Origin of the sequence: Enterococcus sp. 22-H-5-01, from assembly GCF_050310005.1 — a bacterium.
GTDB lineage: Bacteria > Bacillota > Bacilli > Lactobacillales > Enterococcaceae > Enterococcus_A > Enterococcus_A hailinensis.
Map to the genome: position 1 here is coordinate 1,913,560 of NZ_CP189993.1, position 17,027 is coordinate 1,930,586.

At 38.5% G+C, this 17,027-nt stretch carries 15 protein-coding genes; 12 read left to right on the forward strand and 3 right to left on the reverse strand.

What is annotated here, in order from left to right; translation table 11 throughout:
• Positions 1–28: 28 nt before the first annotated feature.
• From ACQKTA_RS09800 to ACQKTA_RS09835, 8 genes are all read left to right on the forward strand, one after another.
• Entirely contained in the window at positions 29–1,210 is a 1,182-nt protein-coding gene (locus tag ACQKTA_RS09800; protein WP_427813583.1) for a metallophosphoesterase family protein, read from the forward strand.
• Positions 1,200–3,827, forward strand: coding sequence for an AAA family ATPase (locus ACQKTA_RS09805; protein WP_427813584.1), 2,628 nt, complete (start codon positions 1,200–1,202; stop codon positions 3,825–3,827). The genes ACQKTA_RS09800 and ACQKTA_RS09805 overlap by 11 nt, the downstream gene beginning before the upstream one ends.
• Before the next feature lie 2 nt (positions 3,828–3,829).
• Complete coding sequence (locus tag ACQKTA_RS09810; RefSeq protein WP_332580707.1) at positions 3,830–4,774, forward strand: 3'-5' exoribonuclease YhaM family protein; 945 nt, start codon at positions 3,830–3,832, stop codon at positions 4,772–4,774.
• A 195-nt stretch (positions 4,775–4,969) separates the two neighbouring features.
• Complete coding sequence (locus ACQKTA_RS09815; protein ID WP_427813585.1) at positions 4,970–7,393, forward strand: HAD-IC family P-type ATPase; 2,424 nt, start codon at positions 4,970–4,972, stop codon at positions 7,391–7,393.
• Between the two features lie 103 nt (positions 7,394–7,496).
• The gene (locus ACQKTA_RS09820; RefSeq protein WP_427813586.1) at positions 7,497–8,990 is read left to right on the forward strand and encodes a phosphomannomutase/phosphoglucomutase; all 1,494 of its coding nucleotides are present in this window, start codon (positions 7,497–7,499) and stop codon (positions 8,988–8,990) included.
• A gap of 206 nt (positions 8,991–9,196) precedes the next feature.
• Positions 9,197–9,868 (forward strand): two-component system response regulator SapR, encoded by a 672-nt coding sequence (gene sapR / locus ACQKTA_RS09825; protein ID WP_427813587.1) that lies wholly within the window; start codon positions 9,197–9,199, stop codon positions 9,866–9,868.
• A gap of 46 nt (positions 9,869–9,914) precedes the next feature.
• A complete protein-coding gene (gene sapS, locus ACQKTA_RS09830) occupies positions 9,915–10,937 on the forward strand; it encodes a two-component system sensor histidine kinase SapS (RefSeq protein ID WP_427813588.1) in 1,023 nt (340 codons plus the stop codon).
• Positions 10,938–11,013: 76 nt separating this feature from the next.
• The gene (locus ACQKTA_RS09835) at positions 11,014–11,877 is read left to right on the forward strand and encodes a GRP family sugar transporter (RefSeq protein WP_427813589.1); all 864 of its coding nucleotides are present in this window, start codon (positions 11,014–11,016) and stop codon (positions 11,875–11,877) included.
• A gap of 34 nt (positions 11,878–11,911) precedes the next feature.
• Here the strand turns inward: ACQKTA_RS09835 and ACQKTA_RS09840 are convergent, their stop codons facing one another.
• Positions 11,912–13,102 carry a toxic anion resistance protein gene (locus tag ACQKTA_RS09840; RefSeq protein WP_332580701.1) on the reverse strand — a complete coding sequence of 397 codons (1,191 nt, stop codon included), beginning with the start codon at positions 13,100–13,102 and terminating at the stop codon, positions 11,912–11,914.
• A 58-nt stretch (positions 13,103–13,160) separates the two neighbouring features.
• Entirely contained in the window at positions 13,161–13,814 is a 654-nt protein-coding gene (locus ACQKTA_RS09845; RefSeq protein WP_332580700.1) for a 5-bromo-4-chloroindolyl phosphate hydrolysis family protein, read from the reverse strand.
• Positions 13,815–14,093: 279 nt separating this feature from the next.
• Between ACQKTA_RS09845 and ACQKTA_RS09850 the strand changes: the two genes are divergently transcribed.
• From ACQKTA_RS09850 to ACQKTA_RS09865, 4 genes are all read left to right on the forward strand, one after another.
• The gene (locus tag ACQKTA_RS09850) at positions 14,094–14,654 is read left to right on the forward strand and encodes an NUDIX hydrolase (RefSeq protein WP_427813590.1); all 561 of its coding nucleotides are present in this window, start codon (positions 14,094–14,096) and stop codon (positions 14,652–14,654) included.
• A gap of 38 nt (positions 14,655–14,692) precedes the next feature.
• Positions 14,693–14,977, forward strand: coding sequence for a cell wall synthase accessory phosphoprotein MacP (gene macP / locus ACQKTA_RS09855; RefSeq protein ID WP_332580698.1), 285 nt, complete (start codon positions 14,693–14,695; stop codon positions 14,975–14,977).
• Positions 14,978–15,046: 69 nt separating this feature from the next.
• Entirely contained in the window at positions 15,047–15,739 is a 693-nt protein-coding gene (locus ACQKTA_RS09860) for a 5'-methylthioadenosine/adenosylhomocysteine nucleosidase (RefSeq protein WP_427813591.1), read from the forward strand.
• A gap of 29 nt (positions 15,740–15,768) precedes the next feature.
• On the forward strand, positions 15,769–16,314 hold the full coding sequence (locus ACQKTA_RS09865; RefSeq protein WP_427813592.1) for a cysteine hydrolase family protein: 546 nt from the start codon (positions 15,769–15,771) through the stop codon (positions 16,312–16,314).
• 38 nt (positions 16,315–16,352) lie between these two features.
• Here ACQKTA_RS09865 and ACQKTA_RS09870 read toward each other — a convergent pair whose 3' ends face one another.
• On the reverse strand, positions 16,353–17,027 hold the full coding sequence (locus ACQKTA_RS09870) for an HAD family hydrolase (protein ID WP_407856020.1): 675 nt from the start codon (positions 17,025–17,027) through the stop codon (positions 16,353–16,355).

The window sequence follows — 17,027 nt, forward strand, 5'->3', positions numbered from 1 at the left end:
TGTACTGCTATAGGTGAGGAGGAGAAAAATGAAATTTTTACATGCAGCCGATCTCCATTTGGATCGCTCCTTTGAAGGTCTGACGACTGTACCTGAATATTTCGAAAAAAAATTGATGACAGCCAATCAAACAATGTTGCAAAATATCGTTAATGTTGCTGTCAATAATAATGTAGATTTTGTTTTATTAGCTGGCGATACCTTCCATCAAAATCGGCCAACTTTAAAGACTCAACGTTTCTTTTTCCAAGAAATGGCTCGCCTCGATGAAGCCGGTATCCCAGTCTTTATGAATTTTGGTAATCATGATTTTTATCAAGCGGAACGTTATTGGTTCGCTTTTCCAAATAATATTCAATTATTTTCTGACGAGCAGGTTGAAACAAAACAACTAATGACTAAAGCGGGGGAGCAAGTTGCGATCACGAGTTTCAGCTATCAGCATCCAACGATTGAAACGGCGATGGCTGAAAGCTTTCCTTATAAAGGAGCAGTTGATTTTCATATTGGGATGTATCATGGGGGACAAATGCCCTATGCCCCTTTTCAATTGGGTGAATTGCTTACAAAGGGATACGATTATTGGGCGTTAGGACACATTCATGTACCGCAAGTATTGTCAGAAAGTCCTTTTATCATCTATCCCGGAACGCCACAAGGGCATACACAAAAAGAAACTGATCTTTCTGGAGTGACGTTAGTAGAATCAAACGGCAGTCAGTTACTACGTCAAACGGTTCCGGTAGAAGTGATTCGCTGGGAAAAACGAATCCTTTCATTGAAGGGTGTTCGTCAACCAAGGGAGGTATTTCCTTTGATCCGTAAACTTGAAGCAGCGATGCCGACGATTTTACAATTAGAGTTTTGTGATGTGGAAGGTCTAGGAGAAGAATTAAGCTATCAAATCGCTTCGGGAGAGTTATTAGAGGCAGTACAAGATGAAGTCGCTGACAATATCTTTTTATGGCAATTAGCCGTAGCTGATTTGCCACAAGAACGTCCATATCTAGCGGTGGATGAAGCCTTGGTAGAACAATTGATCACGACCTATCGAGAACCCGAGATTTTCAATGAATTATTAAGTGAGTTGAATCTAAATCCACAATTACATCAAATGATGAATCAATCATTTAGAGAAACGATCGTTGCAACGGTCAAAGAGAAGATGGAGCAACGATATCAGTTTAGGAGGGACGCTGATGTGGATTAAAAAAGCTGAAATCACGAGTTTCGGCAAGTGGCGTCAGCAAAGTTTTATCTTTGAATCTTCAAATCAATTAGTTTATGGATTGAATGAGGCTGGGAAATCCACTTTATATCAATTTATCCAAGCGATTTTATTTGGGTTTCCTGCAAAACGAAAAAAAGGTAAAGACTATACACCGAATGATGGCAGTGGTTTTGGCGGTCGTTTACAACTTGTCCATCCAACGTATGGAATCGTAACGGTCGAACGTTATAAAACAAAAAATAAAGGCAAAGCAAAAGTATGGCTGGAAGATGGTCAACAAGGAGAAGAGGATTTGTTAGAGCGAATCCTCTATCCATTAACATTGCAATTATTTCGTGAAGTATTTACTTTCCAGCAAGAGCAACTCCAACAAATGGATGCATTAAGCGAAGAAAATCTACATGACGCACTAATTTCATTAGGTTTGTCAGGTAGTAATGAATTGTTTGAACAACGGTTGCGATTAAAAAATAATTACGAGCGGATCTATCGTCCACGAGGGAAAAAACAGCCGCTTAACCAAGCTCTTCAAACGTATCAGCGCCTGCAACAACGAATCAAAGAAAAGGAGTCGCAAGAAGCTTCTTTTCAGCAGCTAGTGGGTCAAGCGGATATTCAAAATGAACAAGTAGCTAAACAAACCCGTAAAAACCGGCAGTTCCAAGAACAGCAATTGAAATTGGAACAGCAGCGAATGAACTGGTCAGCCTATGCGGAGTATTTGACTTTGCGTAAAATGGATCTTCAACGTACCGCGAGTGATACAGAGCAACAAAAATTACAAGTTTTTTATCAAGAGTATCAGCAATTATCAAAGGAACGAGAAAAATTACATGCGGCATTGCAGCAGCATAGTGGCAATCAAGAATCGGCTCGCTATTATTTTTATTTAGAATATGAAAATAAAATTCAACAGCTGTTAACAGAAAAAGTAGCAATTAGCCGGATGTTGGATGAGGAGCAACGGATCGCTAATCAGTTAGCTGAGATGAATCACGGGCAAACTGCGGGCTGGCAAGATCATCCACCACGACCATTTGCGGATGAGCAAGCAATTCAAAAGCTGTTTCTTCCATTACAAAATCAGCAAAAGACGGAAGATGAATTGAAGATTCGTTTGCATCTGGTCACAGAGCAGCGAAATCAGGCGGAGAAAAGTTTAAACGATTATGAACAAAAACATCCAGAGTTGTTTGAACAAAAGAAAACCATACCGTGGTTATTTATCATTGCAGGTATTGTAGCGGTCAGTTCGCTCTTTTTACCCGCACCTTTGCGCTATATCGGATTAGTAGCTGCAGTTGTTTGTGTAGTTAGCGGCTTTATCAAACGTAATCAACCAGTTGATAAAAGTACTTGGCAGGAAAAATTAGGCCAATTAGATATTCATGAAGGTCAATTAGCCGAATTAAAAGAGCAGGCTTTGCAAAGTCAGAAAAGTTTGTTAGCTTTGATCAATCAGTTAGAGCATGAATTAGAGCAACGAAATATAACTAGTGAAATCAATGAGTTTGCAGTGATCAAAGTGAATCAACAAGCCCAGAATTTTTTAGCCCAATTAAAAACACAGCGAGAGTTGCAGCATCGTCAAGCGGATTTACGACAAAATTTAATGCAGCAAGAACAGCGATTTGATTTTTTAGCGGAATGGTTGCCGTTACGTGAAAAAAATCTTTCTGAAAAATTACCGATCGTGGAGCAATTCGCAAAAGAAATGGAACAGATTCGTTTTGCTCAGACGTATCAAGAAAATACAGTCTTGCAACAGCGCATCCACGAGGCACAGCGGCAGCAACAGCAACTACTAGATCAACATCAAGTATTGATGGAAAATCTACGGTTGGCTTATCCGGCTGAGATACCTGCTTTCTTACAGCGAGAAGCGGATGTTGCAAAAAATCAATTGCGATTAAAAGAATTGACTGAAAGAGTAGTCCCATTATTTGATCAAGAAACTACTCAAGCGGAAATCGAAGAAGCTTTGCGTACGTTACGACAAACGATTCAGACGGGTGAACAGCAGTTGCACCAATTACAAGAGCAGGAACAGCGTTCTCGACTTCAAATTCAGCAAATGCAAGCCGATGGAACGTTAGATAACTTGTATCAGCAAGCAAGCCAACAACGAGCTCATGTTGAAAAATTGACTAAAGATTATGCGATCACCAAATTAGAGAATCAATTGTTGCAAGATGTTGCAACTGAGTTGTCTGAACAGCAATTGCCGGAATTACTCGCGCAGGCGACAACCTATTTCCGTTTGTTAACGAATCGTGAACAGACCAAACTAGATTTTAGTGAAGGGATTTTAACGGTTGATCGAATGAGTGTCTATAATCTATCGACTGGAACAAAAGACCAGTTAATGATGGCTTTTCGTTTCGCTTATTTAGCTTTGCAACAGAAGCATCCTTTGTGTCCAGTGATCATCGATGACGGCTGGCTGCACTACGACTATCAACGAAAATACCAATTCGCAAAATTATTACAGCAATTTAGTGAAAATTATCAAGTCATTTGTTTGTCATCTGATCAAGAAATGGTAAGCTATTACCAAGAGCTTCACCAGCCAGTCTGGGAATTGAAGGGAGTCTAATGATGAAGAAAATTAAAGAATTAACGGTCGACGAGCAATTTGAGATGTATGTATTGATCAAGAATGCGGATGTCCGTTTAGCTAAAAATGGGAAAAAATTTATTGCGTTTACGTTCCAAGATACTTCGGGAACAGTAGATGGGAAATTCTGGGATGCTTCAGAAGAAGAAATCAAACGTTACAAAGCGGGACAAGTGGTTATGCTGAATGGGAAACGCGAAGTCTATCAAGGCAATCCACAAGTGAAAATCATGCATTTACGAACAACCAAACCAGAAGAGCCTAATGATCCTTCTCTATACATGGAGCGGGCACCAATCAAACGGGAAGATATGGAAGAAGAGATCAATCAAACATTATTTGAAATCACAAATCCTCATTGGAACCGGATCGTTCGTTTCTTACTAAATAAATATCAAAAAGAATTCTTTGAATTTCCGGCTGCCAAACGCAATCACCATGCATTTGCTGGCGGTTTAGCATTTCACACATTGACAATGCTACGCTTAGGCAAGGCGATCGCTCATGAATATCCGCAATTAAATGCTTCCTTGCTTTATGCAGGTATCATCATTCATGACTTAGGAAAAGTGATCGAATTGACCGGACCTTCTGCGACAGAATATACCGTTGTAGGAAATCTAGTCGGTCACTTAGTTTTAGTCGATGAAGAAATCACCAAAGCTTGCATCGAATTGAAAATCAATGATGCGGAGGAAGATGTAGTTATTCTACGCCACATGGTTCTTTCTCATCATGGGTTATTAGAATATGGCTCACCAGTCCGTCCAAGAATCATGGAAGCAGAGATTTTACATCAAATCGATAATATCGATGCTTCGATGCAAATGTTATCAGGTGCAGTCAAAAATACAGAACCGGGAACTTATACGGAACGGATTTTTGGCATGGATAATCGTAGTTTTTACGTGCCAAAAGATATTTAATTTAAGTATGTCGCAAGAATATTGCGGCATACTTTTTTTTCATTAATAGGAATAATCTTAGAAAATAATTTAAGAAACATTCTTAATAAGGCTCATTCCCGACTTAAAGTCCAAGTAGTGTTAAGATAAATGTAGAAAAAAATACATTGATCGCTGAATATCAGCATTTGTTACAAATGGAGTGAGAGGTACTATATGAAAAAGAAAAAAGAAACGATCCAAGTAGTTGAAGAAAATTTCGATGATGTACTGATTCCTGAGGAGTTAAAAGGATTAAGCACAGCAGCTGTTCAACAAAAAACAGCAGAAGGACAAGTAAATCAGAGCGAAGAAAATTTGTTGAAGTCAGATAAAGAAATCATCAAAGAAAACACGATCAATATTTTTAACCTGTTAAACTTAGTGTTAGCCATCTTGGTTCTATTAGTTGGTTCCCCAAAAAACACACTTTTTTTTGGTGTCGTTATTATCAATACGTTGATTGGGATCATTCAAGAATTACGAGCGAAACATACGATCGATAAGTTATCAGTATTAGCAAAAACTAAAGCGATTGTCTTGCGGAATGGGCAGTTGCAGCAAATCGATCAAGAAGAAATTGTTCTAAGCGATATTCTTTATTTAAGAAACGGTGATCAAGTTCCGGTCGATGGAAAATTGATCTCAGGAGCAGGCATCGAAGTTGATGAATCATTATTGACGGGTGAATCTGATCGTGTTCAAAAAAAAGAACAAGATGCATTGTATAGCGGAAGCTTTGTAACAGCAGGAGAAGGTTTCTATCAAGGTACAGCAGTAGGAAAAGATAATTTTGCAGAACAATTGACAAGCGAAGCGAAAACAAAAAAGACGGGCAATTCCGAACTAACAAAAGTTTTGGATCGAATGATCGCTGTGTTGACGATCATCATCATACCGGTGGGATTAGGATTGTTTTATAGTCAATATCAAACATCTTCTTCGATCAAGCAAGCTGTTTTAGGAACAGTCGCTGCGTTAGTCAGTATGATTCCGGAAGGCTTGATGTTATTAACTAGCGTAGCCTTTGCCGTTGGTGCAGCTAATTTGGCCCGAAAAAAAGTATTAGTCCAAGCGCTACCTTCCATCGAAACCTTAGCTCGAGTCGATGTGATTTGTTTGGACAAGACTGGAACCATCACAGACGGCACGTTGAAATTTGAAGAAGCACTTTTGAAAAATATTTCTGATTTGCGCTTAAAGACGATCATGGGGGCTTTGATGCATCAACTCAAAGACCAAAATGCAACAGCTAAAGCTTTGCGGACGGCTTTTCCTTTGATTGAAGATTGGTCTGTTGAAACGGTTGTTCCATTTTCTTCTGCTAGAAAATGGAGCGGGGTGTCTTTCAAAGAAGAAGGGAATTTTGCCGTTGGTGCACCAGAGTTTATTTTCCATGAACAATCAACAGAATTGGAAGCTAAAATCAAACCTTATTTAGAGGCGGGACAGCGAGTATTAGCATTAGTGGAATATCCAGAAGTGCTTGCAGAAGAAATGGCTGTCGAACCTAAGTTACTAGCCATTTTGATTATTTCAGACAATCTACGGGAAAATGCACGGGGGACATTTGGTTATTTTGCGAAACAAGACGTTCAATTAAAAGTTATCTCTGGTGACCATCCATTGACCGTTTCAAAAATTGCTCAAAAAGCTGGAATCAAAGATGCAGAGATATTTGTCGATATGTCGAGTTTGAAAGAGCCCATCGATTATCCGTATTTAGTTGAACATACGACTGTTTTTGGACGAGTAACACCAAAGCAAAAACAATTATTGATCCAAGCATTGAAGCAAAAACATACGGTTTGTATGACTGGCGATGGTGTCAATGATGTTTTAGCTTTACGTGAGGCTGATATCGGTGTAGCTATGGCTAACGGCAGCAGTGCTGCGCGGGCAGCTTCGGATGTCATTTTATTAGATTCTGACTTTGCACGGATGCAAAATGTTTTGAACGAAGGGCGCCGAGTAATCAATAATATTGAACGCGTAGCTTCGATGTATCTAGTTAAAACGATCTATTCATTGATTTTGGCGGTAATTTTTATGTTCATTACGAATCCTTATCCGTTTGAACCTGTTCAACTTACGCCAATCAATGCACTGACTGTTGGGATTCCATCGTTCTTCCTAGCGTTGAAACCAAGTTATGAACGAATCAAAGGCGACTTTTTGAACAATATTTTACGTGTCTCACTGCCGGGAGCACTCACGGTTGTAGGAGCGGTCATGATCATTCAATTAGCCGATGTTTTGTTTGACTTAGATTTTATTGCTTCTTCTACGATGTCGGTCTTCTTGACTGGTTGTGTAGGTCTGTTAGTGTTGTATAAAGTGTCGTTTCCATTAGACAAGAAAAAAATTGCACTGATCGCGGTCTTGAGTACGGCCTATCTTAGCTGTTACTTATTCTTTAGAGACTTTTTTGATTTTGATAAATTGTGGAATCGTAATTTATTCTTTGTCATCCCATTAACAATTGGAAGCTATTGGTTGTTTAAAGGCTTGACGATCGTCATGGATAAAATCGTTTCTTGGCGCATTCAATGGCAGCAAAAACGTCAAGCAAAAAAGAACCCGTCGTCACGAGTCATTTAAAAAAATAAAATTTCATTAATTTAGTAAAAAATCCCGGAAAAGGCTTTCTTTTCCGGGATTTTTGGTATAATGAACTAAAAGTAGAATTGAAGGGAGCCCATCCATGGAATTAACAAAATTGCAAAATGGTTCAGATATTCGTGGAATCGCTATCACAGATGGAGATAAAATTAAAAACTTGGGAACAGAAGAGGCACGTCAAATTGCCCAAGGAATTCTTAACTGGTTAGATGACAAAGGCGTCACGCGACCATTTAAAATCGGTATTGGTCATGATAGCCGCTTAACGGGTCCGGAATTAAAACATGTATTGATCGAAGTGTTTGAGAAAGCAGGTTGCGATGTTTTAGATTTTGGTTTAGCTACGACCCCAGCTTTATTTATGGCGACTCAATTTGAAGAATTCAAATGCGATGCCGGTATCATGTTGACAGCGAGCCATTTACCATATTATTTTAATGGTATCAAAATTTTCAGTCAAAGCGGCGGCGCAGAAAAAAGTGATATCGCTTTTATTTTATCGCATACAAAGGCGAGTGATTCGGCAGCCGGAACTGTAAAAAAAACAGATTTATTGTCTCGTTATGCTCAAGATTTAGTTGTAAAAATCCAGCAAGGCAGTGGATCGGAGCAACCATTAAAAGGCTTGAAAATCGTTGTTGACGCAGGCAATGGTGCTGGCGGCTATTTTGCAGAAAAAGTGTTAACTGTTTTGGGTGCAGATACGACAGGTTCTCAATTCTTAGAACCAGATGGCCATTTTCCAAATCATATTCCTAATCCAGATAATAAAGAGGCAATGGCTAGTATCAAACAAGCTGTCTTAGAAAACCAAGCAGATTTGGGAGTGATTTTTGACACTGATGTGGATCGTTCAGCGATCGTTTCCAAAGATGGACAAATTATCAATCGAAATAATCTGATTGCGGTATTATCAGCAATCGTTTTACAAGAACATCCCGGCAGTACGATCGTTACAAATTCTCCAACGTCTGACCATCTGAAACGTTTTATTGAAGAAAAAGGTGGCAAGCAATACCGCTATATTTCGGGTTATCGAAACGTCATCAATAAAGCAATTGAATTAAATGATGAAGGGATTGATTGTCAATTAGCAATTGAAACTAGCTCTCACGCAGCCTTCAAAGAAAATTACTTTTTAGATGACGGTGCTTATGTGATCGCCAAAGTATTAATGTTGCTGCCAAAATTGCAAAAAGAAAATCGTGAATTGACTGATTTAATGGCAGAGCTAGCACAACCAGAAGAGACTTTAGAGCTTCGTTACCCGATCAGCGGTGAGGAATATCAAGCAACCGGTCAAAAGATGATTGATCGTTTTAAAGTGGAACTGGCGCAGCAAACAGGTTTTACGGTCAATCCAGAGAATCAAGAAGGCATCCGCTTCTCAGTAGAGGCACCTTTCGGAACGGGTTGGATGCTGTTGCGCTTGAGTCTGCATGAACCGCTATTAGTAATGCAAGTAGAAAATGATCAGGCAGGTCAGATCCAAAAGCAATTGCCAATTTTCAAAGCAATTCTAGCCCAAGATACTCAAATCGATAGCACAAAATTAGATCAGCAAATAAATCAATAGTTTAACTAGGTCCTTTGACTTGAATGAAAGTTCAAATCAAAGGTCCTTTTTGTAGTTGTTGCAAAAAAAAATGATCGATTTAGCCAGATTGGCTATCAAGCGATCATGAAATTATTTTTGCTAAAGTTTACATTAAATGGGGAACAGTTAGCCTTTCATTTTTTAAGCATTCTTTGATATGATGAAGGCAGAAAGTGGTGAACTACATGGCAAAGATCATGATCGTAGAAGATGAAGCAGTCATCAGCCAATTGATCAGTGAAGAACTGACTAAGTGGAAATTTGATGTGCTTCAAACGAAAGATTTTAATCAAGTATTTGAAGAATTCGAACAAGCTGCACCTCAATTAGTGTTATTGGATATTAACTTACCAGCTTATGATGGGTATTATTGGTGTCAAAAAATTCGGGAAGTTTCTAAAGTACCGATCATTTTTATTTCTTCACGTAACACGAATATGGATCAAATCATGGCAATGAATATGGGGGCGGATGACTATATCACTAAACCGTTTCAAATTGATATTTTAGTAGCTAAGATCAATGCATTGTTGCGTCGTTCATATAACTACGCAGAAAGCGGCGAAGAATTGGAGCACAATGGTATCACATTGAATATTGATAACAGCAGTATGACGATCCAAGAAGAAGTGGTGGATTTAAGTAAAAATGAATATCGGCTGTTGTTTATTTTGATGAAACAGCATGGGAAAATTTTGAGTCGTGACAAATTGCTGCGCGCATTATGGGACGATGAGCGTTTTGTCGATGATAATACATTGACGGTAAATATCAATCGCTTGCGCCGTAAAATCGAACAAGCGGGCATTGAAGATTATATCCAAACAAAAGTTGGTCAGGGATACATTGTGCCATAGATTATTCAATCAATAGTGAATGAAGTCATGCTAAAAAGGAGTAATTATGACATTTCTCAAATATTTAAAAGATCGATCATTGATAATAATCGGCTGGCTGATACTTAGTTTATTGATGATTTTTATGGTTTGGCTGACCCCAGGGCTTAATCATTTCTGGGATAATATCAGTTATCTGCTTGTCTTACAGTTATTTTTTATTTTTGTTTTCTTTGCGCTTGACTATTATCGTCGTGGTAAGTGGTATAAAGCATTGGATCATCAAGCAGATTCACATTTACAACATTTTGTGGAAGTGGCCAATACGAATGAAGAGCAAATGGTCCAAGCATATATTAATCAGCAAGTTCGAGAGCATCATTTGATGCTAGAACAGCTATTAGACAGTCAAAAAGATCAAAAAGATTATATGGATTCTTGGATTCACGAAATCAAAGTTCCTTTAGCTGCCGTTGATTTGATTTTGAATGCCATTGAATTTGATATCCCTGATGAAAAATTTATCTCATTACAAAATGAAATCCAAAAAATCGATGAGTACGTCGAACAAATCCTGTATTATTCTCGCTCAGACGAATTCGTCAACGATTATTTGATCCAAGAATATTCACTGAAAAAAATTATTCAACCGATCATCCGTGGCCAAGCCAATTATTTTATTCAGAAAAATCTGCAACTGACCTTGTCTGAAGAAGATGTAAAAGTGCTAACAGATGCGAAATGGATCGAATTTATTTTTCGCCAATTATTAAGTAATGCAATTAAATATACACCCAATCATGGAACGATCGATATAAAAATCGTGACTAAAAATTCAGGTATTTCTCTGATTTTGGAAGATAATGGTATTGGTATTCCAGCTGAAGATTTAGGCCGGATCTTTGATAAGGGCTTTACTGGCGAGAATGGTCGTAAAGCACAGCAACATTCTACAGGCATCGGTTTATATTTGGCAAAGACCTTGGCGACTAAATTAGGGGTTACGTTGACGGCTGAATCGCAGACAGGAATCGGGACTAAAATGACTTTATTTTTCCCAAGGCTAGATTTTTATCACGAAGAACGTTAAATTTTCTAATTTTATATTGCAAAAAAGCCTTTTTTTCGCTAAACTGTTTCAGTTGTGAATTGAAGGGAGTAAGTTTATGAGTATTTTAATTGCCCTAATACCGATGGTGGCATGGGGAAGCATTGGTTTGGTGAGCGGGAAATTAGGCGGAGACGCTAATCAGCAAACCTTAGGAATGACAATTGGTGCCTTAGTTTTTGCAGTAGTCACTTATTTTGTTGTTCAACCAGCAATGAGTAGTTGGATTTTGTTAATCGGTTTCTTGTCAGGTCTTTTTTGGTCCGTTGGTCAAAATGGCCAGTTCCACGGGATGAAATTCATGGGAGTTTCGGTTGGTTTACCGATCTCAACCGGCTTTCAATTAATTTTGAATACCGTCGCCGGCGCAGTCTTTTTCCATGAATGGACAAAAACAAAAGATTTCGTTTTAGGTTTTATTGCCTTAGCTTTGTTAGTTTTGGGCGCATATTTAACCGCTCGCAAAGACGATCAAAGTGGCGTGAAAACAGACAATGGTATGCTGGATTTCGGTAAAGGATTCCGTGCATTGATTTATTCAACCATTGGTTATGGTGTCTATACAATCATTATTACTTGGGCTGGTTTAGATCCATTAGCAATTATTTTACCGCAAAGTATCGGGATGTTGGTCGGCGCAAGCTTCTTTGCCTTCCGCAAAGCGAAAGTAGATCGTTACGTATGGCGTAACACTGTTTCTGGTCTATTATGGGGAATCGGAAACATCTGTATGTTGCTAAGTGTTCAAAACATTGGTTTAGCTGTTGGTTTTTCATTGTCACAAATGGGAATTATCATCTCAACATTGGGTGGTATCTTCTTACTAGGCGAACGCAAAACCAAAAAAGAAATGTACTATGTTATTATCGGCTGTCTGTTGATTATCGTCGGCGGCGTCGTGTTAGGATATATGAAAGCATAATAAAAACGCATGCCTTTAAGGCATGCGTTTTTATTTATTTTCCAGAATTTAATTCCATTAGTTTTTCTTTTAAATCACTTTCCATATGACCGATTTCGATTTCAGCAGCTTGACGACGTTCACGGCCTTCTTTTTGAATCCGCAATGTTTCTTCTAACGTTTCAACTAAGTCGTTTTGCGTTTGTTGCAAGGTTTCTAGATCAACGATGCCGCGTTCATTTTCTTTAGCAGTCTCAATCGTAGAGATTTTCAACATCTCAGAATTTTTCTTCAATAAATCATTGGTCGTTTCAGAGACTTGACGTTGAGCAGTAGCAGCATCCTTTTGGCGTAATAATGTCAAAGCAATCGCCACTTGGTTTTTCCATAAAGGAATTGCCGTGTTGATCGAGGCTTGGATTTTTTCAGCCAAAGCTTGGTTCGTATTTTGAATCAAGCGAATTTGCGGTGCTTGCTGGATCGTGATTTGACGTGCTAATTTTAGATCGTATGTCCGTTTGTCTAAACGATCTAAGAATTGCGTATAGTCATTTACGACTTGGACATCCATTTGATCGCCGGAAGCTTGAGCTTTTTGCGTTGCATCTGGAATCGTTTGGAATTTCAATTCTTCCATTTTTAATTCCGCAGCGGCAATGTAGATATTCAAAGCATCGAAATAATCTTTATTTTTATTGTAAAGTGTCTCTAACATTTGGTTGTCTTTTAAGAGACCATCTTTTTCAACATTCAACTTAGTAGCAATTTTATCGATTTGAGCACCAATTTTTTGGTATTTAGTAGTGATTTCATAGATCGATTGTTTTACTTTGCCAAACATTTTTTGGAAGATATTGCCTTCGCCGACGCGTAATTCATCGGGATTAGCTTCGTTCAAGCGATACATCAATTGATTTAATGAATCACCGATCGGACCGATATCTTGAGAAGAGACGGTATTAAGCATTGATTGTGAGAATTCACTTAATTTGGTCTGTGCAGTTGCCCCATAGCCAATGACAGCTTGTGAGTCATTCACGTCGATTTTTTTTGCTAATTCACGAGCTTGAGCTTGACGTTCTGCCGGTAATTTATCGACTAAACGATCTGCTTGTTCCTGAGTTTGCAGGTTCGAGATTTCTTCTTGCTGAACGGGGGTCAAGGCATCAGTTCCAAAAGGATTGCTAAGTAAATCATCTAATGTATTGTCGACTGACTGCGTTTGCGGTTTGTTTTCTGGCTCCACTAGGGTTCCTCCTGTTCGAAAAAAATCTAGCTACAGCTAGATTTTTTGTTTCGCTATTTTATTTTGTAGACAAATCAGGATCTTGTTTCAGGTTCTTTTTGGCAATCGAAATCTCGATGTCCATATCTTCTAGATCATCAGCGACGAATTGTTGATAGTCTTTAACGATCAAATCAGCCATTTGATCAATGATTTGTGCACTTTCTTCTAGTTTACCATAAACTTCTTTTGACTTGACCTCATGGTCGTTGATTTCAACATAATTATCAGTCAAATCGACGATATTAGGTAAATGAGTATATAAAAATTGACTAGCTTCTGGTAAGCGTGTTGGCTCTTTGACTAATTCTTTGAACAACGCTTTCGAAGCTTTCAAAGTATCATGACGTAAATCAATTGCTTTTAATTTGGCATTTTTTTGGATGTTTTGTTGCAATTTTAAAATTTGTTGTTTTGAGAGATTCATCGTTTCACGGAACAATTCGATTTCGCGCTCACTCATTCCAACTTGTTTATAGTACGCTTCTTTTTCCTTTGTCAAAAACGGCAGCTCCTCTTTTTGCGGCTGGATTTTCCGACCTTTGAAGCCACGGTAAATCAACCAAAAACCGACTACCAACATTAAAAAGACGAGATAGTCACCAAAATCGCCTTCGAAAAAGCAGAGAACACCCACCGCTGCGATGACAATAGGGAATATTTTCCTTCGCATAATAATCCTCCTAATCTAGTAAGAACCCTTCACATTATCTATTCAAACTACTTGATTTCTTTACACGCTAATAATAGCATGAATTTCTATAGATTTAGTATGGGACTAAAGATGGATTTTTCAGATTTAGAAAAAACGTAAGAATTATCTGTGATACAATAAAGCAGAACGATCGAGCGATGGGTATAGGAAGTGTAAAAGGTTTGCGCAGTGTAAGCTCAAATTATAAGTAAGTATCAAGAATGCTTTCGTAACGTAAATAAGGAGGTCAGTAATCAGATGTTAGAATATAAAGATTTTGAAGAAAAAACAATTGAGCGTAAAGAGATTTTTAAAGGAAAGATCATCGATGTTTATTTAGATGATGTAGCTTTACCGATGGGAGGAAATGCCAAGCGTGAATTGGTCTTTCACCATGGTGGCGTAGGAATCATTCCAATTACCGCAGAAAATAAAATAATCATGGTCAAACAATTCCGTAAACCATTAGAAAAAGTTGTTTTGGAAATTCCAGCTGGAAAAATCGATCCTGGTGAAGGTCAACAACCAGAAAAGACAGCTAGCCGAGAATTAGAAGAAGAAACGGGGTATCGGACCGATAATTTGACGTACATAAATGAGATGTATCTGTCTCCAGGATTTTCAAATGAAAAATTATATATTTATTTAGCCACAGATTTAGTAAAAGTAGAAAACCCTCGCCCGCAAGATGAGGATGAAGTATTGGAATTATATGAATTAACCTTAGCCGAAGCTAAGCAAGCAATCCAGGATGGAGAAATTTGTGATGCAAAAACGATTTTTGCGGTCAATTACTGGGAATTACTTCAATATAAATAAAGTTAAAACAGCGAATTAGAATTAAGGAGAGGATATGCATGGGCCAATCCCCCCTAGTGACACGCAGTGAGTTGCGTAAGCGCAAGGAAGCACAAGAACGTTTAGCAGACGAGCAACGACAAGCAGCTGAACGAGCATACGAAAAAAGAGAAAAAGAAATCAGTTCTGTTTATCGTAAAGAGTTGAAGAAAAATAAACCTGTAACAAAAAGCCGGAGCAGTGAACGTGCAAAACAAAAAGAACGAGGCAGCTTTTTGAACAAAGCCATTATTATTGTTTTACTGCTATTGGTTGTAGTCATGTTGGCAGTCTTTTTCCTTTAAATCGATTTGGTTAGAATGGTAAACTGATAAAGATAAAAATTATTGATAAAAAGAACTAGGAGAATTTGTATGAAAATTGGAATTATCGGCGCAATGGAGCCAGAAGTCAAGGCATTGAGAGAACAATTAGAACACCCACTTTCTTGGGAGCAATCAGGAGCATTATTTATTTCTGGTAGTCTAGGAAAACATGAAGTAATCGTCGTTCAATCGGGGATCGGAAAAGTATTAGCATCGATCACGACTTCAGTCTTGATCCAACAATATAAAGTGAATATGGTCATTAATACTGGGACAGCTGGCGGTATTGGGAACGGTCTTTCTGTAGGTGATTTAGTAATTGCTGATAAAGTAGCCTATTTTGATGTTGATGCGACTACATTTGGCTATAAGATCGGCCAAGTTCCTGGAATGCCGCTCTATTTTGATGGTTCGACTTATTTGAAAGCCGAAATGATCAAAGCAAGCGAAAAAATGAACCAAACAACTCATGTAGGTTTAGTCGTTTCAGGTGATACTTTTGTCAGCAGTTCGGAAAAAATCAATCAGATCAAATCAGCTTTTCCTGAAGCTCTAGCAGTTGAAATGGAAGGGGCAGCTATTGGTCATACTGCCGCTCAATTTGGAATCCCATTCTTGATCGTCCGGGCGATCAGTGATACTGCCGATGGTGAAGCAACAGAGTCGCATGAAGAATTTGTTGAACGTACCGGGACATTGTCCGCTCAATTAGTGATTGAATTTGTGACTCATTTAAAATAAAAAACAATTTAAGTAGAGGAGGAAGGTAAATGCGCGCGCTGCTTTCAATTGACTACACATATGATTTTGTTGCAACCGATGGGAAATTAACAACAGGTGAAGCTGGACAAGCGATTGAAGAGGCACTAGTTGCGGTAACGAAAGATTATTTTGATCAAGCGGATTTGATTGTTTTTGCTATTGATGGCCATGATCCTGCTGATCATTATCACCCAGAAAATAAGTTGTGCCCACCACACAATGTCGTGGGCACAGCCGGGCGAGCGCTTTATGGCTCATTAGCTGCGTTTTATCAAACCAATCAAGCTGCAGAAAATGTTTATTGGCTCGATAAACGGCATTACTCCGCATTCAGCGGAACGGATTTAGATATTCGTTTACGTGAGCGAGGAATCACCGAATTATGTCTTACGGGTGTTTGTACAGATATTTGTGTACTCCATACGGCTGTTGATGCGTATAACTTAGGCTATCAATTAGTGATACCGAAAAATGCTGTTGCTAGTTTTGACCAGGTGGGGCATGAATGGGCTTTGAACCACTTCCAAAATACTTTAGGTGCAAAAATCATATAATAAAAAACCGCAGCGAAGGATTTCGCTGCGGTTTTTTGTTAATTTAGATAGCTTGAGCTGAAGGTTGAAAAATCTTCGATCACACCATCTGGTGCCAGTTTTTCTGCTTGGAAAATAGCGCGATGTTGATGGAATGGATCAATCGCAACGATCGTGCCGATTTGGGCGTTACGTGCGGCTTGCAGACCTGAGTAAGAATCTTCGATCACTAAACAATCTTTGGGAGCAAGTTTGATTTTTTCTGCCGCAATCAAGAAAATATCCGGTGCTGGCTTTCCAGGAAAAGAACCGTCATGGTAGACGATTTTTGACTCATCGAACCATTTGCCTAAGTTTAAATAATCAAAATAAAAATCCATATTCACTTTAGGCGATGCTGAGGCAATCGTCATAGGAATATTTTTAGCTTTCAGTTCATCCAATACATTTGTTAAACCAGGCGTAAATGTATTATGTTCGGGACTATCGACAACTAACTGACGATAATAAGCCTCTTTTTCATCCGATAGTTTTTGAAGTTCTTCGTCCGATAGATCAGCGGAAAGAAAATGACGTAAAATCACGTCGTTGGTTTTACCGTGGATATTTTTAAGAATATCTTCTTCTGTCATTGTTTTAGCTGAATATTTTTGAATCAGATACAGCCAAGCGGCTTCATGTAAATCAGAATCTAAAAACATAGTACCGTTAAAATCAAAAATGATGCCTTTCAT